Raw genomic sequence first — 21,902 nt, forward strand, 5'->3', positions numbered from 1 at the left:
GCAGCACCAGTGATCATGTTTTTAACATAATCCGCGTGTCCTGGACAGTCTACGTGTGCGTAGTGACGAGTTGGAGTGTCGTACTCTACGTGAGAAGTAGCGATTGTGATACCGCGCTCACGCTCTTCTGGAGCGTTATCGATAGATGCGAAGTCACGAGCAGCACCGCCGTATACTTTAGCAAGTGTTGTACAGATAGCTGCAGTTAGAGTTGTTTTACCGTGGTCAACGTGGCCGATAGTACCAACGTTTACGTGCGGTTTTACACGTTCAAATTTTTCTTTAGACACAATCGTGTTCCTTCCTAGTTATGATTCGCCGTGATCATTATTGATCCCGACGCGCCAGAAATTGTTATTTTATGCGCCAACGTCCGTTAGCGCAATATTTCGACGGCTTGATCTAGCAAAAAGTCGTAAACTTTTTGTGGTTCAATCGTCAATTAGTAACCACGCTCAGCCATGATGGCTTCTGCAAAGGTCTTCGGCACTTCAGCGTACTCATTAAACTCCATAGAGTAAGAAGCACGGCCTTGAGTTGCAGAACGTAGGTCCGTTGCGTAACCAAACATCTCAGATAGAGGAACTTGAGCACGGATGATCTTAAGACCAGCCACACCTTCATCCATACCTTCGATCATACCGCGACGACGGTTTAGGTCACCAACAACGTCACCCATCCAGTCTTCCGGAGTAGTTACTTCGACATTCATCATTGGCTCTAGAATCACTGGCTGTGCTTCTAATGAACCTTTCTTGAATGCCATCGAGCCAGCGATCTTGAACGCCATCTCGCTTGAGTCAACATCGTGGTAAGAGCCGTCGAATAGTGTAGCTTTAATGTCTAGAACAGGGTAACCCGCTAGAACACCGCTATTCATTTGCTCTTCGATACCTTTCGATACCGAGCTGATGTATTCCTTAGGAACCACACCACCCACGATCTCGTCTACGAATACGAAACCTTCACCAGGTTCTGAAGGCTCAAGTTTGATCCATACGTGACCGTATTGACCGCGACCGCCAGATTGACGAACGAATTTGCCTTCCACTTCCGCAGAACCACGAATGGTTTCACGGTAAGCAACCTGAGGTTTACCAACGTTACAGTCAACGCTGAATTCACGCTTCATACGATCAACGATGATATCTAGGTGAAGTTCACCCATACCAGAGATCAGAGTCTGACCTGTTTCGTCGTCCGTTTCCACGCGGAATGATGGATCTTCCGCAGCCAGTTTACCTAGCGCGACACCCATTTTCTCTTGGTCTGCTTTAGAACGAGGTTCTACTGCGATCTGAATTACTGGCTCAGGGAATTCCATGCGTTCCAGAATCACTTTGCGGTTCTGATCACATAGCGTGTCACCTGTTGTCACGTCTTTCAGACCGATAGCAGCTGCGATATCACCAGCGCGAACTTCTTTTACTTCTTCACGCTTGTTTGCATGCATCTGAACGATACGACCAAAACGCTCTTTCTTCTCTTTTACTGAGTTGTAAACAGCATCACCTGAGTTCACAACACCGGAGTAAACACGCATGAAAGTTAGCGTCCCCACAAATGGGTCAGTCGCGATCTTGAATGCTAGAGCTGAGAACGGTTCGTTATCGTCTGCGTGACGTTCAACTTCGTTCTCTTTTTCGTCGATACCTTTAATTGCAGGTACGTCGATTGGCGATGGCAAGAATTCAATCACTGCATCTAGTACTGCTTGAACACCTTTGTTTTTAAACGCACTACCACAAGTAGCCAGTACGATTTCATTGTTTAGTGTACGAGTACGTAGAGCTTGTTTGATCTCAGCTTCAGTCAGCTCACCTTCTTCAAGGTACTTGTCCATTAGCTCTTCAGTTGCTTCCGCTGCCGCTTCAACCAAGTTGTTGCGCCACTCTTCAGCAAGCTCTTGCATATCTGCTGGAATTTCGTCGTATGTGAACGACATGCCTTGGTCGGCTTCACTCCAGTTGATCATCTTCATCTTGATTAGGTCGATAACACCACGGAAGCCTTCTTCTGCACCAACGTTCAGTTGGATTGGAACAGGGTTCGCACCAAGACGGTTTTTGATTTGGTCCACAACACGTAGGAAGTCTGCGCCTGCACGGTCCATCTTGTTTACAAACACCATGCGTGGAACGTGGTACTTGTCAGCTTGACGCCATACAGTTTCAGATTGAGGTTCAACACCAGATGAGCCACAGAACACAACTACTGCACCATCAAGTACACGCAAAGAGCGTTCTACTTCGATAGTAAAGTCAACGTGTCCAGGGGTATCAATGATATTTACGCGGTGCTCTTGGAATTGTGCTTCCATACCACGCCAGAAAGTAGTAGTTGCAGCTGAAGTGATAGTGATACCACGTTCCTGCTCCTGCTCCATCCAGTCCATGGTTGCTGCGCCATCGTGAACTTCACCGATTTTATGAGACAGACCAGTGTAGAACAAAATACGTTCAGTAGTGGTTGTTTTACCAGCATCTACGTGAGCACAGATACCGATATTACGGTAGCGCTCAATAGGAGTTTTGCGAGCCACGATTGAATCCTCTTAACTTAGAGATAGGGACTATTGCTATAGCTAAAAATGCTATCCCCTAGATATAGCAATAGTTCCTAGCATAGGCATAGGAACTAAAGAAGTGCTGCAAGGAACCTTGCAGCACTGAAAAGGTATTACCAACGGTAATGTGCGAACGCTTTGTTTGCGTCAGCCATGCGGTGAACGTCTTCACGTTTCTTAACCGCAGTACCTTTGTTCTCAGACGCGTCTAGCATTTCAGCAGCTAGGCGTTGAGCCATAGATTTTTCACCACGCTTACGCGCAGCTTCAACCAACCAACGCATAGCAAGTGCGTTACGGCGAACCGGACGAACTTCTACAGGTACTTGGTAAGTTGAACCACCTACACGGCGAGATTTAACTTCTACCGCTGGGCGAACATTTTCAAGAGCTTCTTCAAAAATAGCTAAGTGGTCTTTACCAGACTTTTCAGCCATAGAATCTAGTGCAGTGTAAACAATTTTCTCTGCAGTAGATTTTTTACCGTCAACCATTAGGATGTTAACGAATTTTGCCAGCAGTTCAGATTTGAACTTTGGATCTGGAAGGATCTTACGCTGACCAATGACGCGACGACGTGGCATGGATTTTCTCCGTTGTCTTCTTCAGGTTTTATCCAAAACTTTTCAGTTTTTTCAAAAAATTAAAAATAATTTAGTGTTTGGCCTTACTTAACGGAATCCATTAAGACTTAGGACGCTTCACACCGTACTTAGAACGACCTTGTTTACGGTCGTTAACGCCAGCACAGTCAAGTGCACCGCGAACAGTGTGGTAACGTACACCCGGAAGGTCTTTTACACGACCGCCACGGATTAGTACAACACTGTGCTCTTGAAGGTTGTGACCTTCACCGCCGATGTACGATGTAACTTCGAAGCCGTTTGTCAGACGTACACGACAAACTTTACGAAGTGCTGAGTTAGGTTTTTTAGGTGTAGTTGTGTAAACACGAGTACATACACCACGTTTTTGTGGGCACGCTTCTAGTGCAGGCACGTTGCTTTTAACAACTTGCTTTGCACGTGGCTTACGTACCAACTGGTTAATAGTTGCCATTAACTAGCTCCTGATTTACTTGAAAGTAAGCTTTGTGAAAAATCTATCCCTAACGACTCTTGGCAGTTAGGGACGCAAAATTCTATGCAGCAGTGAGAGGTGTGTCAAGAAATATACGGATCTTTTTTGTTCAATTAGGGTAATTCGTCCGTAAAGCTCAATCGACAGGAATAAAGGGCTAATCCCAAGTCAGAGATTTCGCCTGTTTTGTCGTGAGTTCGACAAAACCTGAATAGTTTATAACGGTAATAGACGGGCTTATACGATTGGTGATTCCGCGAGCTTCGATATCACTCTGTAAAGCAAACACAGCGGGGCCTTTTACCTTTGCAAATGCTTTATGTTGAGGGTTAGCGGCATAAACCGCCTCTTCAATCAGCAAGACATCATCTTGCTCACTGTACAGTGCCATTGCATCGTCTAATGCTGCTACGGATTTGATGATATGTAACATGGCTTCCTCAGAATGACAGCAGTTTGCTAGCTTGTTGCAGTTTAGCTTTGAGTTGCTCGGTATTTAGAGACTCGGCATCAATGACTAAATCGGCTTGAGCCAAGCCACGCTCGGCAAGCGAATCAGCACAAACAAACACTTGCTCAATATCGTACAAGTCGAACAGCTTTAGCATTGGTGCGTAGTCTTTGCTTAAGATGCCATTTGGCTCCTGTCCAAGCAGTAACTGGTAGACACCATCACCAACAAATAAGACGGTGATGTCTTCACAGTACGCCGACGCCGCTAGCAGCGCATCCACACCTTCACGCCCCGCATTACTACCATGAGGTGCGCTACGAAATAGGTAAGTTAACTGACTCAAAACTGCACCACTCTATCTTGCGTTAACATAGCTTCGGCTAAGCTGCCCAAACCAGCTTGTTCGAACCCTGTCGCTAGGTTGTTCTGCTCAAGACCATGTTGATTGGCTTCATCTTCGCTGATGATACCGCGACGTAAAGCCGCTGCCACACACGTTTCCAAACGAACATCGTGTTGCTGTGCGAGTGATTGCCATGCTTTAGCTAGGTCAAACTCATCATTGGCGGGCACGCTCAGAGCTGTACCATTGGTGACGCCGTCTTGATAAAAGAACACACTCACTAGAGTGTGTTCTTGTTCAATGACTGCTTTAGCAAATTGGTATGCACTGCGTGCCGATTGGCTGCCGTAAACCGGACCGTTCACCACTAGCGTGTAAGTTAATCCACTCACGCTTATTCGTCCTCAGTTTTACGCTGACGAATATAAAGGTAAACCGTATGCTTAGAAATGTTTAGACGATCGGCAACGCGGTTGATGGCGTCTTTAATGTCGAAGATACCTTTATCGTACAATTCCATGACGATCTGACGGTTTTTCGTATTGTTCGATACCGATTTGTCTGCATTGATTTCTTCAATCGTGCGCTCAACGGTTTGATCGACAAGTTCTTCAACATCGCTGGCGAAGTTTACTGAAGACGCCGCCTCTTTTGCTTCTTGTGTCGGCATAAAAGATTGCAGCACTTGAGAGAACGGCGCATCAAGGTTGACATTAATACAAAGCAGGCCAATCACTCGGTTTTCACCATTGCGAATAGCAACGGTGATCGACTTCATGAGTACACCACCTTTTGCACGGGTGAAGTACGAACGTGAGAAGTTACGTTCAGAGCCTTCAATGTCTTTCAACATCTTTAACGCTAAGTCGGTAATCGGAGAACCGACCTGACGGCCAGTGTTTTCACCATTGGCGATTTTGATTGCAGAGGTATTGAGATCTTCAAGAGAGTGAAGAACGATCTCACAAAAGGGACCAATCAAACTGGCGATGCCGTCCACGACCGCTTCGTAAGATCTCAAGATGATTTTATCGTGCTCAGAAAATGGCATCACGTTGACAGATTCCATTTCGAGCAACATCTCCGCATTTATTGTTTCTGTAGTTGTCATAAGCCTTCGAGCGAAAAATCAACAAATTGGTGTAAGTTTATCAGAAAATTTGAAAGGCAACCTAGCAAACTCATCAACTAGTGACCTAGAACAAAAAAGGCCCGTAAAACGGGCCTTTTTTCATCGAGTTATCGCTGTCTGTTATTACTTAGCAGCTTGATCGTTCTCAACTTTTAGTAGTTCAACTTCGAATACAAGCGTTGAGTTAGCTGGGATGCTTGGTGTGTCTTGATCACCGTATGCTAGCTCTGGCGGGATAACAAATTTGAACTTAGAGCCTACAGGCATTAGCTGAACACCTTCAGTCCAACCAGGGATAACGCGGTTTAGTGGGAACGTTGCTGGCTCACCACGATCGTAAGAACTGTCGAACTGAGTACCGTCGATCAGAGTACCTTTGTAGTGTACTTGAACCGTATCAGTGTCTTTTGGCTTCTCACCTTCAGCAGGCGTGATTACTTGGTAAAGTAGGCCAGAATCTGTCTTAACTACGCCTTCTTGCTTTTCGAACTCAGCACGGAAGTCATCACCTGCTTTCTTCGCTTCAGCCGCTTTTTCAGCGGCTTGCTTTTGCATCTTCTCAGCAACACGCTTATCTAGAGACTCTAGAGCAGCACGAGTTTCTTCCTCGTTTAGCGCAGCTTTGTCTTTGAATACGTCTTCGATACCTTTAAGAACTAGGTCTTTGTTTAGGTCGATACCGATTTCGCTTGGCTTATCGATACTCGTGCTCAGGTAGTTAGCAAATGAAACACCGATCGCGTACGCCGCTTTGTCATCGTCGGTTTTAAAGTGAACTGCTTTACCAGTTTCTGCTTGAACTTGTTCTGCTTGAGGTGCTGCTTCTGGTTTTGTTTCTTCTTTTTGACAACCTACCGCTAGCATTACTGTTGCAGCAAGTAGCGACACTTTTAAAACTGATTTCATTAAATTCTCCCAATAATGGCTTAGCCACTGGTTGTTGTGCACAAATCTTCGATGAGACTAGTGAAGACAATCGTTATACCAATATACTAGCTATATGTCTTAAGACACAAACCGGATTATTAGATGTGATGCAAAGAATTTCTCATTTATTCCTATATTTAATTGTCATCACCACGTTAAATGGATGCTTTTTTACCGATCATGACGTTCAACGTTGGTCACTCGAACCACAAGGTTCCACCAGCTTTGCGCTCAGTCGAGATGGCCGATTTGCACTGCTGTACTCCAAAGAGCACCAGTTGGTTCTTTGGGATTTGGAGCAAAACAAACAACTCGCAAAGCTGGGTGAACTCGATCAAGCTGCGAATGTGGTCTCCCATATTCGCATTTCGGACAATGGCCGCTATGCCGTCACTGCAAGCCAAATGAACTTCGCAGTATGGGATCTCGGATGGACTCAAGCCGAAGGACTTTGGTCTATCGATGACGCGCTAATTCGAGACGTTGATATCACCAGTAACGGAGAACAAGTGTTGCTTGGCCTGTCCAACGGTAAAGCGATTCACGTCAACTTAGTCACTGGTCGTAGGCTAGAGTTCCTTGCACACCAAGAAAAAGTCAATTCTGTCGCTATCTCGCCCAACGGGCGTTTCGCTCTAACGGGTGGAAATGATTACAAAGCTTATTTATGGGATACCGAAACAGGCCAAGTACTGCGCAGCTTTGAACACGAGCAACGCGTGGTAAGAGTCGCGCTTCAACGTGATGGGAAACTGGCCATGACGTCCGATGGCGGTAATCAAGCCATCATCTGGGACTTAGAAACTGGAGAAGAAGTGACACAGCTAAGCAGTTGGTCTCGTCAGTTGATATTCTCCACGGCTAGATTCTCAGACGATGGCAGCTTATTAGTTACAGGAACGCCTTCAGGACGCGTGATGGTTTGGGATACTCACACAGGTAAACGAGTGGATAGATTTGAAGTCGAGCCGAAAAAAGATACTCGCCCTCCTCGTGCGGTCGTGTATGATGCAGCCTTTGATTCCAAACAACGTATAATTACTGCCACTTCTGCGGGCATTGCCCAAGCTTGGCAGCTAGAGAACGGATCATGACAGAAAAACTTATTCAGCAATTGGAAGCTCGCATTAATGACTTAGAGTGTCAGCTTGCGTTCCAAGAACAGACGATTGAAGATCTGAACGGTGCCTTGTCACAGCAGCAACTGCAAATCACCAAGATGCTCGATCAGATGAAATACGTGGTAGGTAAAGTGAAGAATATGGATTCGTCGAATTTGGCCGATCCATCAGAAGAAACACCACCACCGCACTACTGATTCATCCGAATCCTAGTGCAGTAAATAACACAAAGCCCAGACTCTTATCTGGGCTTTGTTGTCTTTGAGAAAACGAATCGCTACTCGTCAAAGTAAATGTTTACGCTCAACTCACCTTGAGTGTTGATCCCTGCTCGATACATACCAGAACTGTTCATCGCAAAGTGCAACTCACCTTGTGCATCTATGGCAATTAGACCGCCCTCTCCGCCCATCTCTTTAAGTTCACCTTGGATGATATGTTCACAAGCCGTGTGGACGTTTTCTTGCAAATAACGCATGCGCGCTGCGACATCTTCCGCCACTCGTTTACGGATAAAAAACTCGCCGACACCTGTAGTGGAAACCGCAACAACACCATTCTCTGCCACCGTGCCGCACCCAATCAGAGCGGAATCTCCCACGCGACCGTATTTCTTGTTGGTCACACCGCCAGTGCTGGTTGCTGCCGCTAAGTTGCCTTGTTGGTCCAATGCAACTGCACCAACCGTACCGTGTTTACGGTCATCTGGGTAACGGGACTCGGAAAGAGCAAACAAGCCTTTCTCGCGCATAGAAATCAGTTGTTCATAGCGACGATCAGTGAAGAAGTAATCTTGCTCGGTGTACTCGTGGCCTTGTTCGAAAGCAAATTTCTCAGCGCCCTCGCCAACTAACAGCACATGGTTGCTGTTTTTCATTACATCACGAGCGAGCTCAATGGGATTCTTAATATGACGAACACCGGCAACAGCACCTGCCGCTTGGTTTCTACCATCCATTACAGAGGCGTCCATTTCTACCATTTCAGTATGAGTAAGAACCGAGCCTTTGCCTGCATTGAAATTAGGGGAGTCTTCTAGCACTTTTACCGCAGCAACGACCGCATCTAAGGCTTCACCACCTTTTGTTAAGATTTGATGACCCGCTTTCACCGCAGCTTCTAAATCCGTCAAAATGGATTGTTGCAGTTCATCGCTCATCTGTGCCCGCAAAATGGTACCTGCACCACCGTGAATGGCAATCGAGAAAGGTTTCGTCATCGCTTTGTCCAACTGTTATTCCTTGTATGATTTGCACTACACCCCAGATAAACAAAAAGCGCAAGTTGAAACCTCAACTTGCGCTTTTCAAAGCTTGTTCTAGATAATGCTATCTAGAGGAAGAGCGTGCGATTAGTGAGAACCGCAACCGCCGCCGCCACAGCATTCGTGGTCGTCAGCTTTTTCTTCGCCACCGCAGCAGCCGCCTTCGTGGTCATGGTCGTGACCGCCACAACAACCGCCACCTTGGTGGATGTGACCGTGTTCGATCTCTTCAGCTGTTGCTTCACGAGTAGCCATAACTTCAACTTCGAAAGTTAGTGTTTGGCCAGCTAGCATGTGGTTGCCGTCTACAACAACTTCGTCGCCATCTACTTCAGTCACTTCTACAGGGATTGGACCTTGGTCAGTGTCTGCTAGGAAACGCATGCCAACTTCGATTTGCTCAACGCCTTGGAATACGTCAGCAGGAACGCGCTGTACTAGAGCGTCGTTGTGATCGCCGTAAGCATCTTCAGGAGCTACTGTTACTGAAAACTTGTCGCCAGCCACTTTACCTTCTAGCTCTTTCTCAAGGCCAGTGATTAGGTTGTTGTGACCGTGTAGGTAATCAAGAGGCGCGTCAGCTGTTGATTGATCAACAACAACACCGTCTTCCATCATTACTTTGTATGCAAGGCTTGCAACAACGTTCTTTTCAATTTTCATACTAACTCCAGGGAGATTAACTGACTTAACCAAAATGGGGTTAAGTACCGAGATGGTAGTATTATGGGGATCAATTAACGAAGTTCAATTACTCAGGCTTAAAAATCCCGATCATTTCTTGTTCTGAGTGTTTATTTTTTTCTACAGATTGCGGTTTACGCTGCTCGGTGTAATCACAATCTACACATTCAACTAACTCGATATTGTTCTCAATCCACCAGCGTAACGTATCTTGCTGGCTACACTGCGGGCAGCTTGCACCCGCGATAAAACGTTTCTTGGCTTTCACTTTTGTTCCTTTTCCCGCTTAATACCGTGCGGGTACTACTTCCAATGATTTGGCGACTGTTGATCGCTTTCCATTTCGCGACCGAAGATTTCTTCTAGTTCTTTGCGTGCCTCTTTCGAGCGTTGAGCAAGTTCTTTATCCTCATTATGTTGAGGCAATAAGTCTTTGAGCATAGCATTATCTAGTTTACGAAAATGTGCTTCTGCCCGCTTTGCTTGATACGGATGCATGCCTAGTTCTACGAGCGCTTGGCGACCTAGATCTAATGCGCCCAAAAAGGTTTCACGCGAGTAGTTTTGCACACCGTGATTCATTAACTGATAAGCTTCCACACGGCTACGTGCACGCGCAAGGACCTTCAAATTCGGGAAGTACTCACGACAAATGTCGACAATCGCCATCACTTCGTCAGGTGAATCCGTACAGATCACTAAGGCTTCAGCTTTATCCGCACCTGCGGCACGTAACAAATCAATCTGAGTCGCATCACCGTAAAACACCTTATAGCCGTATTTACGCAGCAAGTGGATTTGGCTCGCGTCACTTTCTAGCACCGTGACTTTGATCTTGTTGGCATACATCAAGCGCCCAACAATCTGACCAAAACGACCAAAACCTGCGATGATCACGCGCGGTCGACGATCCACCACATTGGTCGTCACGCTCTCTTCTTCTTGATTGAGCGTGTGAGCAAACCACTTCTTTTGCCCCATGAGCAACAGCGGCGTCGTCACCATCGACAAACTCACCACAACCAATAAGAAGGAAACTTGCTCTTTGGTTAAGATCCCTTCTTGGCTTGCCGCGGTGAAAATCACAAACGCAAACTCACCACCTTGGCTCAAAATCGCCGCCATACGACTACGCGACTTTGCGCGAACTCGGGCGGTACGCGCCAGAACGTAGAGCACCAAGCCTTTAACGGTGACCAAAGCAACCACAGAACCTAATATTGCCCACGGTTGCAATGCTAATAACCCTAGGTTCACCGCCATACCAACAGCGATAAAGAACAAACCAAGTAGCAGACCTTTAAAAGGTTCTATTGCGATTTCCAGCTCATGACGATATTCACTTTCCGCCAGCAGTACGCCCGCTAAGAAAGTACCGAGTGCCATCGACAGCCCCAGCTTTTGCATAGCGACAGAAATGCCAAGTACCACTAGAAGAGCAGCAACGGTGAAAAGTTCACGTACACCACTCATCACGACAAAACGAAATAAAGGGCGCAGTAAAAAGTGACCACCTATCAATAAACCGATCACCGAGGCTAACACCCACAAGGCATCCAGCCAATCACCGCCACTGGTGCCACCAGCGAGTAATGGCAACATGGCAAGCATTGGGATTACAGCAATATCTTGGAATAACAGTACCGCAAAGCCCGATTGTCCGGTTTCCGTTCCGGCTTGTCCTTGCTCTTCTATCACTTTTAGTGCAATCGCGGTGGATGAGAGTGCTAATCCCATGCCGATCACTAAGCTCACTTGCATGCTCAAACCAAACAGGCTGACGATGCTGCCAATCACGGCAGTCGTCACAATGACTTGAGCCCCCCCAAGTCCAAGTATTGGTCCACGCATTTGCCATAGTTTTTTGGGGTTTAACTCCAAACCAATTAAGAACAGCAGCAACACCACCCCAAGTTCAGCAAAGTGGAGAATCGCATCCACATCGCTGATCAAACCCAGTCCCCAAGGACCAATTAAAACACCAGCAATCAGGTAGCCAAGCACGGAGCCCAAACCAAGTCGCTGAGCAATCGGCACTGCTACGACAGCAGCAGAAAGGAATACCACGCTGCTTTGAAGAAACTCACTGGTTATCGCCATGATGACCTCCTTGTACTCCCCACTCATTCAAAGGGTTGTTCAGCCATTGACGATATTGTTCCGCATGCTGATAACGCTCAATATCCGAGACATTACGTGACCAGTACAACACCAGAGGTTCCATCCAGTGCATTTGACAAAGAGCAGCGGTTAACTCGAAAGGTTGTAAGATCTGTTCTAATGGATATTTGTTATACCCAAGTGGGCTAAAGGCATCTTCTTTGCCTCCCGTGGTGATAACACTACGCCAATATTTACCTTCAAGTGCACAGCCATCACCAAACGCAAACCCTTTACCTAACACGCGATCTAACCACTCTTTTAGTAGCGCAGGGCAAGAATACATATAGAGGGGATGATGAAAAACGATCACATCGTGCGTCATCAACAGGTCGTGTTCGTAATTCACATCAATAAAGAAATCAGGATACGCACCATAAAGATCATGCACAGTGACGTGATCAAGTGATTGAATTTTTTTTATCATCACTTGATTAGCAATGGAGTTTTGCGGCTCAGGGTGAGCATAAATCACCAGAACTCTTGGGGGATAAGACGCTGCAACAGCCAAATGGTCGTCCTTGTTTTAATTTCTCAGGGAAAATTATCGTTATCAGTTTGTTATACTTTTTTGTATAGCATAATGCAATTAAAGGTCAGAGATCGACTTTTCCCGCCAATAGCCCTACTATTCACCGCGAGATAAATGACGAAGAAACGCGCGCTGCGCAAAGTGAACTAAAGCCCTATGATTACCTTTTCAGATATTCAGTTACTGCGTGGCGGTAAACCTCTTTTAGACCAAGCTTCTGCAACCATTCACCCTGGCGACAAAGTGGGTCTGGTTGGTAAAAACGGTTGCGGTAAATCGACTCTATTCGCACTCCTGAAAGACGAATTGTCGATTGACGCTGGCTCATTCAGTCAGCCGCAACATTGGGAATTGGCATGGGTAGCGCAGGAAACTCCCGCACTAGACCGCAGCGCAATTGAATACGTCATTGATGGTGATCGAGAGTTTCGCGGCCTTGAGCAACAACTGATGATTGCCGAAGAAAAAGACAACGGTACGTTGGTTGCAGAGATCCACGGAAAAATTGAAACCATTGGTGGTTACAGTATTCGTGCGCGTGCTGCCGAACTGCTTGACGGTCTGGGCTTTAGCCAAGAACAAATGAGCTGGAATCTGACTCAGTTCTCAGGTGGTTGGCGTATGCGCCTCAACTTGGCTCAAGCGCTATTGTGTCGTTCAGACCTACTGTTACTTGACGAACCAACCAACCACTTGGACTTAGATGCAGTAATGTGGCTGGAACGTTGGTTACAAAACTATCCAGGCACATTGGTTCTTATCTCGCACGACCGTGACTTTTTAGATCCAATTGTTGGTCGTATTATTCACATCGAAAACCAGCAGCTAAACGAATACACAGGCAACTACTCGTCGTTTGAAAATCAGCGCGCGCAAAAAATGGTTTTGCAACAAGCCATGTTCGAGAAGCAACAGAAACAGATGTCGCACATGCAAAGCTACATCGACCGCTTCCGTTACAAAGCATCTAAAGCCCGCCAAGCCCAAAGCCGCATCAAGGCTCTAGAACGTATGGAAAAAGTGCTGCCAGCACAGTTCGATAACCCGTTTAACTTTCAATTCCGCGAGCCAGCGGCTTTGCCAAACCCAATCATGATGATGGATGAGGTATCGGCAGGTTACGGTGACAACCTGATCTTAGAAAAGATCCGCTTGAATCTGGTCCCAGGCAGTCGTATTGGTCTACTTGGTCGTAACGGCGCAGGTAAATCAACCTTGATCAAACTGTTGTCTGGTGAGCTAAAAGCGCAAGGCGGCGATCTCACATACTCACAAGGCGTGAAGATCGGTTACTTCGCACAGCACCAACTAGAAACACTGCACCCAGAAGAAACGCCGCTACAACACATGATGCAGATTGCACCAGACCAAACTGAACAACAACTGCGTGATTACTTAGGTAGCTTTGGCTTCCAAGGTGATAAAGCACTGGAAAAAGTCGCACCGTTCTCTGGAGGTGAAAAAGCGCGTTTAGTATTGGCATTAGTTGTGTGGCAAAAACCCAACCTATTGCTACTCGATGAACCAACCAACCACCTAGATTTGGACATGCGCCAAGCATTGACCATGGCACTGCAAACCTTTGAAGGTGCGATGGTCATTGTTTCGCACGACCGTTACTTGCTGCGCGCAACAACGGACGACTTGTATCTGGTACATGACCGCCAAGTCGCACCATTTGATGGTGACCTCAATGACTACTACAAGTGGCTAACAGAGCAACAAAGAGCCGAGCGTAAAGAAGCACAAGCGGCACAACCAGAGAAAGACAACAACAACAGCGCTGCGGCAAAAAAAGAGCAGAAGCGACGTGACGCAGAATTTCGTAAACAGACAGCGCCAATTCGCAAAACCCTGACACAGTTAGAAAATAAAATGGATAAGTTAGGCGAAGCATTGGCATCAGCAGAAGAGCAATTATCGGATAACTCTCTGTATGAAGCAGAAAACAAGGCTAAACTTAATGAAGTATTGGCACTTCAAGCGTCGAGTAAATCTGAGCTTGAAGACGTAGAGATGGAATGGATGTCTGCTCAAGAAACGTTAGAGCAGATGGAGCTAGAGTTTAATCAATGACAAAAGAGCACGCAGAATACACTCTCACCCTAGAACACCTTTGGCAGTTCAGTCTGCAATTTTATGGTGTGCGAGAAGTGAAGGAAGCGTGCTTGTCGTTGCAAAATAACTATCACGGCAATGTGAATCTACTACTGCTGCTCAGATGGCTCGATGAGCAGCAAGTCATTTTCCAAGAACAGGACTGGCATTTAGTCCAAGGTTGCCTTGGTCGAAGCGAAACCCTTCTGCACTCCTACCGTGAGTTACGTCGCCATCTAAAATCGCAAGTCAACGATGCCCTTTATCGCGAAGCACTACAGTTCGAACTGCAGTTAGAAAAACAGCAACAATCCGACCTCGTTGACTGCGTCAACTCATTAAAATTAGTCAGTAACGATGGCGATCCATTAACGCTAAGATATTGTCGGCAGCTCGGTGGTGAGCACCTTCAACAAGCGTTTTCCCTTCCAGTTCCAAAAATTCAGCATCCATAAATCAGTCATAAACCAGTAAAATATCTATACTAAAGCTATAAAGGATTATATTAATAAGTTCTTCAGCGAACATTGAAGGACCATATAAGAGCAGTTAGGTATGACACAATTTTTCGCAGCCGCCGGGATTAAGAACCCGCACCTTCAGACGCTATTACCGCGCTTTATTCGCAAGAAAGCGCTGTTTACGCCTGTTTGGCAAACACTCGATACACCGGATGGTGACTTCCTCGATTTGGCGTGGTCCCAGCAGCCAGATTCCGAAGCCGCACGCAACAAACCAATCTTCGTCCTCTTTCATGGCTTGGAAGGCTGCTTCTACAGCCCGTATGCGAACGGTTTGATGAACGCCTTCTCTAAATCGGGTTGGCTTTCAGTGATGATGCACTTTCGTGGTTGCAGTGGTAAGCCAAACAAGAAAGCCCGCGCCTATCATTCTGGCGAAGTAACGGATGCTCGTTTCTTTCTTGAGCAGCTCAATCAGCAGTTCCCCAACAATCCAAAAATCGCAGTAGGGATCTCCCTCGGCGGTAACATGCTGGCGAACTATTTAGCTAAGTACAAAGGTGACCCGATCTTGAGTGCCGCGACGATTGTCTCTGCACCGCTTGATTTAGCGGCATGTGCCAATCGTATTGAGCAAGGCTTCTCGAAGGTCTATCGACGTTACTTACTCTCTTCACTAAAGCGTAATGCACTGCAAAAGCATGACTTAATCCAAGGCGAACTTGCACTGTCGTATAACTCGATCAAACGTGTGACTCGCTTGTATGAGTTCGACGACTTGATCACAGCCCCTCTGCATGGCTTTAAAGACGCACAAGATTATTACGATCAATGTTCTGGCTTAAGCAAGCTGCAACAGATCACTCTACCGACGCTGATAATCCACGCAAAAGACGATCCGTTTATGACGGAAGAAGTGATCCCGAAATTTGTGTTGCCAGATAACATCGATTACCGACTTTATGAGCATGGGGGGCATGTGGGTTTTCTTACAGGAACCGCTCTCAAACCAAAGTTTTGGTTAGAAGAAGCCCTACCTGCTTATTACGAAAGTATCGCTGCGGAGTACCTTTCTGCTGTATCCGTGCCACGAACACAGTAAACTACTTAGGCGCGCCAGACTCCAACCCAAGGCGCGCTTAAACATCATAAAAGTTTGAGGTATTTATGGTCATCCCTTGGCAAGACATCGCGCCAGAAACGCTGGAAAATTTGATTCGTGAATTCGTACTACGTGAAGGCACCGACTATGGCTCGGTCGAAGTTTCACTGCAAAGTAAAATCGATCAGGTCAAATACCAATTAGAAAAAGGTGAAGCAATCATCGTCTTTTCTGAGCTACATGAAACAGTAGATATTCAATTAAAAGCAAAGTTTTAGACCCTTCACATTTTACCGTATCCCACTCGATGACAAGGGCTTGTTACGTGCTATAGTGGGTTATCGACCGTGCAGCATACGCATGCTGCACTTTACAGGTAAGTAATTTTCGACAAGGTTTGTCATGTCAGCTAAACATCCAATCATTGCGGTTACTGGTTCATCCGGTGCCGGTACCACCACCACATCTGAAGCCTTCCGCAAGATGTTCAATATGATGAACGTCAAACCTGCATGGGTCGAAGGCGATAGCTTTCACCGTTTTACTCGTCCAGAAATGGACGTCGAAATCCGTAAAGCCCGCGAGCAAGGCAAACACATCAGTTACTTTGGTCCACAAGCCAATGACTTTCCGGGGTTAGAAGAGTTCTTTCGTCAGTTTGGTGAAGATGGCACTGGCAGCGTGCGCCGTTATCTGCACACCTTTGATGAAGCGGTCCCATATAACCAAATGCCGGGCACCTTTACACCTTGGCAAGATCTGCCAGAAAACAGTGATGTCTTGTTCTACGAAGGCTTGCATGGTGGCGTGGTGGATGGCGATGTCAATGTGGCACGTCACGTCGACTTTCTAATTGGCATGGTGCCAATCGTCAACTTAGAATGGATTCAAAAGTTCGTTCGTGACACGCGCGATCGTGGCCACTCAAGAGAAGCGGTCATGGATTCGATCGTGCGCTCAATGGATGACTACCTAAACTACATCACCCCGCAGTTCTCTCGAACGCACATCAACTTTCAGCGTGTCCCAACGGTGGATACATCCAACCCACTCAATGCCAAAGGCATCCCAAGTTTAGATGAGAGTTTTGTTGTCATACGCCTTCGCGGCATAAAGAATGTCGACTTTCCTTATTTACTGGCAATGATTGATGGCTCATTCATGTCTCGCCACAATACTATTGTGGTACCGGGCGGTAAGATGAGCTTTGCAATGGAGCTCATAGTAAGGCCGATTCTGCAGCAACTTATCGAAACAGGGAAAATTGGCTAAAAACCTTGCCATCGTAGTGTTTACTTTTCATACCGTGATCATGTGCACAGTTTTGCTTACAAAATCTCAATGATGGCACGATTAAAATCAAGAAATCGTTTTCGAAAAAGGATACTATTTCTAACCGAAACACAAGAGAGCTTGCAGCATATAAAAAGTGCTCTTATTCTAGTAGGCCAATTCAGGCTTAGCTAAAATATGGATAGCGCAAGCGTACCCTGCAGAGGAAGTGAGATATTATGGTTCTAGGTAAACCTCAAACCGACCCAACATTAGAGTGGTTTCTTTCACACTGTCATATTCATAAGTACCCATCAAAAAGCACGCTAATTCACGCGGGCGAAAAAGCAGAGACTTTGTACTACATCGTTAAAGGTTCTGTTGCGGTTCTTATCAAAGACGAAGAAGGTAAGGAAATGATCCTTTCTTACCTAAACCAGGGCGACTTCATTGGTGAACTTGGTCTATTCGAAGAAGACCAAGAGCGTACAGCTTGGGTTCGCGCTAAATCTCCTTGTGAAGTGGCTGAGATTTCTTTCAAGAAATTCCGTCAACTTATCCAAGTTAACCCAGACATCCTAATGCGTCTTTCTGCGCAAATGGCTCGTCGTCTACAAGTTACTAGCCAAAAAGTGGGTGACCTAGCGTTCCTAGACGTAACTGGTCGTATCGCTCAGACTCTTCTGAACCTTGCTAAACAGCCAGATGCGATGACGCACCCAGACGGCATGCAAATCAAGATCACTCGTCAAGAAATCGGCCAAATCGTTGGCTGTTCTCGTGAGACAGTAGGTCGTATCTTGAAGATGCTAGAAGAGCAGAACCTAATTTCTGCGCACGGTAAAACTATCGTTGTTTACGGGACTCGTTAATCTCGATTAACGTTTATAAAATTTAAAAGCCACCAAATGCAAGTTTGGTGGCTTTTTTGTTTTTTGGGAATCGGGAACGGAAAACAAAGAGCCGAGAATTGGGAACACTGCATTCCGAGATCGGACTTCATCCTCCGAGATATAGCCCTCTCAGATTCCGAGAGTTAAAACCTCCCGCAGCGAAGCATTCCGGCATCTAGAGGGCGTAGCCCGTTCTCGCCTCTTCTTTAACCGTTGGTGCTTTCGAAAATCTTATCTGCCGATGCAGCCACAAATCCTGGGTACAACTCACCGTTATCCATTGGATAGCGCTTAGCAAACTCATAGAAGCCACCAGGAATCACCTCAACACCTTCAGTAAAGCTCACTGGCACTTTGTCTGCCATGGTCGATGATTGCTCTAGTAGCACCTCTGGCGTGCCTTTTACTTCACCGCCATTCTCGTTGATGGTGAAACCAGCAGTGCGTAGGTAGTCGTTCACTTGCTTCACTTCTTGATGCTGGTTGAGTTGATTAACGCTCACTGTGAAGTGGTTAGCTCCGTAACCGTGCGCAGCAAGCCAAGAAGCGTATTCACTCTCTTTCGCCAAGGTTTGGAAGTCAGCATAGCTGAGGTTCCACAAACGTCCGCCGTATAAGAAGTCACTGCCTGTCAGTTTAGAAGCATCAACCTGCTCTACCAATTTATGAACAATGGCTTGTAGCTCTGGTGAGCACTCATCCACTTTCAACTCACTGATGAAGACTTTTGGTTGTTTTGGATCTGGGTGCTCAAAATGTTTTGCTACCAGCTTTTTGCTTTCAAATACGTAGTCACCACAGGCTTTGTAGCCCACCGCCAAGAATGGCTTCGCTAACGTTTCAATGCCTAGGGGATCGACATTAAACGTACGTAGAGCAATATGGTCATTAATCAGAGGCTCATCTTCTTGAAGAAGTTGATGGACTTTAGCAGCGGAAGGACAAAGACGTTTAATGTAATCTTGCCATAGCGATTCAAATAACACATCGGGCGTCATAACGACTCCTTGTTATGCAATGTAGAGTTAGGGGTAAGAGAAGTTGACCGCTCGTTCACAGCCCGGAGACTGTCCAGAATCACGAACGAGCGGTCATCAACCTGTGACGGTATGTGTGGCATAAGTGCCAGTCAGTCAACACGCACTGGAGAGTCTTAAGCTCGCCTTTGGCGTTTGCCAGCGCGCTTACCAGAATCCTAACTTGGTAAATAGCTCCGGCAGAGAGAAGCGGCGATACTTTGTCACCGCTTCGTTTTTCTCTATTACAGGTTTACACCCGGACTCAATGTGGCAGGCAAGACCGTCTCTTGTCCTTCCATTGATGCCATTGGATACGCACAGTAGTCTGCTGCGTAGTAAGCACTTGGACGTAGGTTGCCCGACGCACCCGGACCACCAAAAGGTGCGTCACCACTTGCGCCCGTTAGCTGGCGGTTGCGGTTCACGATGCCGGCACGAATGTGGTCCACGAAGTATTCCCACTCTTGGTCGTCGGTTGAAACCAGACCCGCAGAAAGGCCAAAGCGTGTATCGTTAGCCAGTTCTACCGCTTTCTCTAGCCCTTCGTAGCGCACAACTTGCAGAAGTGGACCGAAGTACTCTTCATCTGGCAGTTCAGCAATGTTCGTCACATCAATAATTCCTGGAGAAACAAATGCCGCTTCGCCTGCTTTCGCTTCAATCAAGCTTTCTCCACCAAGTGCTTGTAGGTTTGCTTGTGCATCCAGAATGAATTTAGCTGCCGCGACCGAAATCTGTGGTCCCATAAATGGCGCAGGTTCTGCAAATGGTTGGCCGACTCTAATATTGAGTGTCGCTTCCACCAGCTTAGTAATGACGGCATCACCCTTGTCGCCAAATGGAATGTAAAGACGACGTGCACAAGTACAGCGCTGACCTGCACTGATAAAAGCCGATTGGATGATGGTATAAACCGTCGCATCTAGGTCGCCGTAGTTATCCGAGATAACCATCGGGTTATTGCCACCCATTTCAAGCGCCAGCATTTTGCCCGGCTGACCAGCAAACTGACGATGCAAAACATGACCTGTGTTTGCACTACCGGTGAACAGCACTCCATCAATGCCTTTCGCATCCGCAAGCGCAATGCCAGTTTCTTTCGCACCTTGGACTAGGTTAATCACACCTTTTGGTAGACCGACCTCTTCCCACAGCTTCATAGCGAGTTCACCCGTCCATGGCGTTTGCTCAGACGGTTTAAAGACAACGGTGTTACCAGCCAGTAGTGCTGGCACGATGTGACCATTTGGCAAGTGACCTGGGAAGTTATAAGGACCGAATACCGCCATCACACCCAGTGGGCGGTGGCGCAATACAATTTGGTTGCCTGCGGCTTCACGTGCAGCTTCACCCGTACGGTCATGGTAAGCACGGATGGAAATCGCAATTTTACCTGCCATTGCTGCCGCTTCGGTGCGTGTTTCCCAAATCGGCTTGCCGGTTTCTTTGGCAATCACTTCGGCGATTTTTTCGCTGTGCTCTTTTACTTTTTCAGCAAAAGCCAACACGATCGCTTCTCGCTCTGCAAATGGGCGCTTCTTCCAATCAACAAACGCTTCACGTGCCGCCGAAACCGCTTGGTTGACTTGTTCTGCCGTTGCACCGTTGCCTTGCCATATCACTTCTTGGTTGTACGGCGACAGAGACGTAAATCCTTCACCCTGACCTTGTACCCATTCACCTGCAATCCAATGTGTCATTGTTTCTATCCTTAAATTCTGTCGTCAGTTACTGCGGAAGAAGGCGAACAAAATCCCCTTCCTCAACCAAAAGCGCATCAGCAAGTTCAGGAGCCAATACAACGCTTTGCGTTTCAGCGTCGTAAGCCGCTTTTGCAGCTGCAGCACGGAAGTTCTCGAATGATGAGTTACACATCAAGAAGTCTTGAGTACTGGTATGCTCAGAGATTTTGACTTGCGCGCGGAACGAGTGACGTACCGATTCGATATTGCGTAGGTCACACTCCACCGTTGGGCCACCATCGAAGATGTCGACGTAACCACGGTTAGTAAAACCTTCGCGCTCAAGCAGCTTCAGAGCAGGACGCGTGTTATCGTGCACCTTACCTATTACGGCTTGTGCTTCTGGGCTTAGCAAGTTGATGTAGATTGGCAATTTCGGCATCAAATCAGCGATAAAACCTTTCTTACCGATACCGGTTAGGTAATCCGCAAGCGTGAAATCGATAGAGAAGAAATGCTCTTGAAGCCATTGCCAGAATGGTGAGTTGCCCTGATCATCAGAAACACCACGCATTTCAGCAAAGATAGTTTCCGAGAAGCGTTCTGGGTGCTCTGCCATCATTAAGAAACGACACTTAGACATCAGACGCCCGTTCAAGCCACCACGGAATTTCTCGCGTAGGAACAAGGTACAGATTTCGCTGTTACCCGTGTAGTTGTTACCAAACGTCAGCAGCTTAACCACGTTGTTTACGCCAAGCTTTGGTGACGAGTGCACCACTTTACTGATGTGGTAAGAATAAAAAGGCACATCCCAGCCGATTGAAGCTTCAATACCTGTGGTACCTGCGACTTCACCAGTTTCAGATTCAAAGCCCACCATTAGGTAGCCTTCATCACCGGCTTCGTTCACGTCAGGTTTGCCAAAACTGTACTCTGAATGTTTAATTCGATTGGTTAACAGTTCTTCGTTAACCGGTAGAGATGTAAACCCATGACCAGACTCAACCGCACAAGTGTGCAGCGCGTCATAATCCGACATTGCGATAGGGCGAACTACTAGCATCAATACTCCCTCCAGATGCAAGAAGATCCTAACTATATTGTAGGAAC

General features: G+C 46.7%; 25 protein-coding genes. 8 read left to right on the forward strand and 17 right to left on the reverse strand.

The window, feature by feature from the left end; genetic code table 11:
• The 9 genes from OQJ86_RS21320 to fkpA all read right to left on the reverse strand — a co-directional run.
• Positions 1 to 290 (reverse strand): GTP-binding protein (locus OQJ86_RS21320; RefSeq protein ID WP_033006737.1); only part of this gene is annotated, 290 nt, incomplete at its 3' end.
• A 152-nt stretch (positions 291 to 442) separates the two neighbouring features.
• Positions 443 to 2,542, reverse strand: coding sequence for an elongation factor G (gene fusA, locus OQJ86_RS21325; RefSeq protein ID WP_265990567.1), 2,100 nt, complete (start codon positions 2,540 to 2,542; stop codon positions 443 to 445).
• Between the two features lie 137 nt (positions 2,543 to 2,679).
• Complete coding sequence (gene rpsG, locus OQJ86_RS21330; protein ID WP_005438390.1) at positions 2,680 to 3,150, reverse strand: 30S ribosomal protein S7; 471 nt, start codon at positions 3,148 to 3,150, stop codon at positions 2,680 to 2,682.
• Positions 3,151 to 3,250: 100 nt separating this feature from the next.
• A complete protein-coding gene (gene rpsL, locus OQJ86_RS21335; protein WP_004399892.1) occupies positions 3,251 to 3,625 on the reverse strand; it encodes a 30S ribosomal protein S12 in 375 nt (124 codons plus the stop codon).
• Between the two features lie 178 nt (positions 3,626 to 3,803).
• Entirely contained in the window at positions 3,804 to 4,079 is a 276-nt protein-coding gene (gene tusB, locus OQJ86_RS21340; protein ID WP_038877285.1) for a sulfurtransferase complex subunit TusB, read from the reverse strand.
• Positions 4,080 to 4,086: 7 nt separating this feature from the next.
• Positions 4,087 to 4,443 (reverse strand): sulfurtransferase complex subunit TusC, encoded by a 357-nt coding sequence (gene tusC, locus OQJ86_RS21345; protein ID WP_038871964.1) that lies wholly within the window; start codon positions 4,441 to 4,443, stop codon positions 4,087 to 4,089.
• Positions 4,440 to 4,835 carry a sulfurtransferase complex subunit TusD gene (gene tusD / locus OQJ86_RS21350; RefSeq protein WP_038877279.1) on the reverse strand — a complete coding sequence of 132 codons (396 nt, stop codon included), beginning with the start codon at positions 4,833 to 4,835 and terminating at the stop codon, positions 4,440 to 4,442. The genes tusC and tusD overlap by 4 nt, the downstream gene beginning before the upstream one ends.
• A gap of 2 nt (positions 4,836 to 4,837) precedes the next feature.
• Complete coding sequence (locus OQJ86_RS21355) at positions 4,838 to 5,554, reverse strand: helix-turn-helix transcriptional regulator (protein WP_038871970.1); 717 nt, start codon at positions 5,552 to 5,554, stop codon at positions 4,838 to 4,840.
• 144 nt (positions 5,555 to 5,698) lie between these two features.
• Complete coding sequence (fkpA, locus tag OQJ86_RS21360) at positions 5,699 to 6,481, reverse strand: FKBP-type peptidyl-prolyl cis-trans isomerase (RefSeq protein ID WP_038871973.1); 783 nt, start codon at positions 6,479 to 6,481, stop codon at positions 5,699 to 5,701.
• Between the two features lie 128 nt (positions 6,482 to 6,609).
• On the opposite strand from fkpA, the gene OQJ86_RS21365 reads away from it, so the two are divergent.
• Together OQJ86_RS21365 and OQJ86_RS21370 are read left to right on the forward strand one after the other, a co-directional pair.
• Positions 6,610 to 7,596: a WD40 repeat domain-containing protein gene (locus OQJ86_RS21365; protein ID WP_042603121.1), complete on the forward strand. Its 987-nt coding sequence runs from the start codon at positions 6,610 to 6,612 to the stop codon at positions 7,594 to 7,596.
• On the forward strand, positions 7,593 to 7,820 hold the full coding sequence (locus tag OQJ86_RS21370) for a SlyX family protein (RefSeq protein WP_005438375.1): 228 nt from the start codon (positions 7,593 to 7,595) through the stop codon (positions 7,818 to 7,820). The genes OQJ86_RS21365 and OQJ86_RS21370 overlap by 4 nt, the downstream gene beginning before the upstream one ends.
• An 80-nt stretch (positions 7,821 to 7,900) precedes the next feature.
• Here the strand turns inward: OQJ86_RS21370 and OQJ86_RS21375 are convergent, their stop codons facing one another.
• From OQJ86_RS21375 to kefG, 5 genes are all read right to left on the reverse strand, one after another.
• Positions 7,901 to 8,842, reverse strand: coding sequence for an isoaspartyl peptidase/L-asparaginase family protein (locus OQJ86_RS21375; RefSeq protein WP_265990698.1), 942 nt, complete (start codon positions 8,840 to 8,842; stop codon positions 7,901 to 7,903).
• A 132-nt stretch (positions 8,843 to 8,974) separates the two neighbouring features.
• Positions 8,975 to 9,550 (reverse strand): peptidylprolyl isomerase, encoded by a 576-nt coding sequence (gene slyD / locus OQJ86_RS21380; RefSeq protein WP_038871977.1) that lies wholly within the window; start codon positions 9,548 to 9,550, stop codon positions 8,975 to 8,977.
• 88 nt (positions 9,551 to 9,638) lie between these two features.
• Positions 9,639 to 9,839, reverse strand: coding sequence for a YheV family putative zinc ribbon protein (locus tag OQJ86_RS21385; RefSeq protein ID WP_010443959.1), 201 nt, complete (start codon positions 9,837 to 9,839; stop codon positions 9,639 to 9,641).
• A 35-nt stretch (positions 9,840 to 9,874) separates the two neighbouring features.
• On the reverse strand, positions 9,875 to 11,671 hold the full coding sequence (kefB, locus tag OQJ86_RS21390; RefSeq protein ID WP_265990703.1) for a glutathione-regulated potassium-efflux system protein KefB: 1,797 nt from the start codon (positions 11,669 to 11,671) through the stop codon (positions 9,875 to 9,877).
• On the reverse strand, positions 11,655 to 12,242 hold the full coding sequence (kefG, locus tag OQJ86_RS21395) for a glutathione-regulated potassium-efflux system ancillary protein KefG (RefSeq protein ID WP_038877278.1): 588 nt from the start codon (positions 12,240 to 12,242) through the stop codon (positions 11,655 to 11,657). Before kefG ends, kefB begins: the two co-directional genes overlap by 17 nt.
• A 177-nt stretch (positions 12,243 to 12,419) precedes the next feature.
• On the opposite strand from kefG, the gene OQJ86_RS21400 reads away from it, so the two are divergent.
• The 6 genes from OQJ86_RS21400 (at position 12,420) to crp (ending at position 18,067) form a co-directional block, all read left to right on the forward strand.
• Entirely contained in the window at positions 12,420 to 14,339 is a 1,920-nt protein-coding gene (locus OQJ86_RS21400) for an ABC transporter ATP-binding protein (protein ID WP_038871983.1), read from the forward strand.
• On the forward strand, positions 14,336 to 14,815 hold the full coding sequence (locus OQJ86_RS21405) for a TIGR02444 family protein (protein WP_038871985.1): 480 nt from the start codon (positions 14,336 to 14,338) through the stop codon (positions 14,813 to 14,815). The genes OQJ86_RS21400 and OQJ86_RS21405 overlap by 4 nt, the downstream gene beginning before the upstream one ends.
• A 100-nt stretch (positions 14,816 to 14,915) precedes the next feature.
• Positions 14,916 to 15,923: a hydrolase gene (locus OQJ86_RS21410; RefSeq protein ID WP_265990707.1), complete on the forward strand. Its 1,008-nt coding sequence runs from the start codon at positions 14,916 to 14,918 to the stop codon at positions 15,921 to 15,923.
• Positions 15,924 to 15,988: 65 nt separating this feature from the next.
• Entirely contained in the window at positions 15,989 to 16,201 is a 213-nt protein-coding gene (locus OQJ86_RS21415) for a YheU family protein (protein WP_038871991.1), read from the forward strand.
• Between the two features lie 124 nt (positions 16,202 to 16,325).
• Positions 16,326 to 17,195, forward strand: a complete 870-nt coding sequence (locus OQJ86_RS21420; RefSeq protein ID WP_005432770.1) for a phosphoribulokinase — start codon at positions 16,326 to 16,328, stop codon at positions 17,193 to 17,195.
• 239 nt (positions 17,196 to 17,434) lie between these two features.
• Entirely contained in the window at positions 17,435 to 18,067 is a 633-nt protein-coding gene (gene crp / locus OQJ86_RS21425) for a cAMP-activated global transcriptional regulator CRP (protein WP_005381432.1), read from the forward strand.
• Between the two features lie 227 nt (positions 18,068 to 18,294).
• Here the strand turns inward: crp and OQJ86_RS21430 are convergent, their stop codons facing one another.
• The 3 genes from OQJ86_RS21430 to astA form a co-directional block, all read right to left on the reverse strand.
• Positions 18,295 to 19,086: a DUF1338 domain-containing protein gene (locus OQJ86_RS21430; protein WP_054757244.1), complete on the reverse strand. Its 792-nt coding sequence runs from the start codon at positions 19,084 to 19,086 to the stop codon at positions 18,295 to 18,297.
• Between the two features lie 263 nt (positions 19,087 to 19,349).
• Complete coding sequence (gene astD / locus OQJ86_RS21435; protein WP_038871996.1) at positions 19,350 to 20,807, reverse strand: succinylglutamate-semialdehyde dehydrogenase; 1,458 nt, start codon at positions 20,805 to 20,807, stop codon at positions 19,350 to 19,352.
• Positions 20,808 to 20,835: 28 nt separating this feature from the next.
• On the reverse strand, positions 20,836 to 21,855 hold the full coding sequence (gene astA / locus OQJ86_RS21440; protein ID WP_038871998.1) for an arginine N-succinyltransferase: 1,020 nt from the start codon (positions 21,853 to 21,855) through the stop codon (positions 20,836 to 20,838).
• Between the last annotated feature and the right edge of the window lie 47 nt (positions 21,856 to 21,902).

The organism is Vibrio sp. Sgm 5 (assembly GCF_026241575.1).
GTDB classification, from domain to species: domain Bacteria; phylum Pseudomonadota; class Gammaproteobacteria; order Enterobacterales; family Vibrionaceae; genus Vibrio; species Vibrio jasicida.

What these genes read in the sequence shown, in the direction of transcription:
- rpsG (WP_005438390.1), bottom strand. Translation starts at nt 3,150, where the DNA reads ATGCCACGTCGTCGCGTCATTGGTCAGCGTAAGATCCTTCCAGATCCA.
- rpsL (WP_004399892.1), bottom strand. Translation starts at nt 3,625, where the DNA reads ATGGCAACTATTAACCAGTTGGTACGTAAGCCACGTGCAAAGCAAGTT.
- tusB (WP_038877285.1), bottom strand. Translation starts at nt 4,079, where the DNA reads ATGTTACATATCATCAAATCCGTAGCAGCATTAGACGATGCAATGGCA.
- OQJ86_RS21355 (WP_038871970.1), bottom strand. Translation starts at nt 5,554, where the DNA reads ATGACAACTACAGAAACAATAAATGCGGAGATGTTGCTCGAAATGGAA.
- fkpA (WP_038871973.1), bottom strand. Translation starts at nt 6,481, where the DNA reads ATGAAATCAGTTTTAAAAGTGTCGCTACTTGCTGCAACAGTAATGCTA.
- OQJ86_RS21365 (WP_042603121.1), top strand. Translation starts at nt 6,610, where the DNA reads ATGCAAAGAATTTCTCATTTATTCCTATATTTAATTGTCATCACCACG.
- OQJ86_RS21370 (WP_005438375.1), top strand. Translation starts at nt 7,593, where the DNA reads ATGACAGAAAAACTTATTCAGCAATTGGAAGCTCGCATTAATGACTTA.
- OQJ86_RS21375 (WP_265990698.1), bottom strand. Translation starts at nt 8,842, where the DNA reads ATGACGAAACCTTTCTCGATTGCCATTCACGGTGGTGCAGGTACCATT.
- slyD (WP_038871977.1), bottom strand. Translation starts at nt 9,550, where the DNA reads ATGAAAATTGAAAAGAACGTTGTTGCAAGCCTTGCATACAAAGTAATG.
- kefB (WP_265990703.1), bottom strand. Translation starts at nt 11,671, where the DNA reads ATGGCGATAACCAGTGAGTTTCTTCAAAGCAGCGTGGTATTCCTTTCT.
- OQJ86_RS21400 (WP_038871983.1), top strand. Translation starts at nt 12,420, where the DNA reads ATGATTACCTTTTCAGATATTCAGTTACTGCGTGGCGGTAAACCTCTT.
- OQJ86_RS21405 (WP_038871985.1), top strand. Translation starts at nt 14,336, where the DNA reads ATGACAAAAGAGCACGCAGAATACACTCTCACCCTAGAACACCTTTGG.
- OQJ86_RS21410 (WP_265990707.1), top strand. Translation starts at nt 14,916, where the DNA reads ATGACACAATTTTTCGCAGCCGCCGGGATTAAGAACCCGCACCTTCAG.
- OQJ86_RS21415 (WP_038871991.1), top strand. Translation starts at nt 15,989, where the DNA reads ATGGTCATCCCTTGGCAAGACATCGCGCCAGAAACGCTGGAAAATTTG.
- OQJ86_RS21420 (WP_005432770.1), top strand. Translation starts at nt 16,326, where the DNA reads ATGTCAGCTAAACATCCAATCATTGCGGTTACTGGTTCATCCGGTGCC.
- crp (WP_005381432.1), top strand. Translation starts at nt 17,435, where the DNA reads ATGGTTCTAGGTAAACCTCAAACCGACCCAACATTAGAGTGGTTTCTT.
- OQJ86_RS21430 (WP_054757244.1), bottom strand. Translation starts at nt 19,086, where the DNA reads ATGACGCCCGATGTGTTATTTGAATCGCTATGGCAAGATTACATTAAA.
- astD (WP_038871996.1), bottom strand. Translation starts at nt 20,807, where the DNA reads ATGACACATTGGATTGCAGGTGAATGGGTACAAGGTCAGGGTGAAGGA.
- astA (WP_038871998.1), bottom strand. Translation starts at nt 21,855, where the DNA reads ATGCTAGTAGTTCGCCCTATCGCAATGTCGGATTATGACGCGCTGCAC.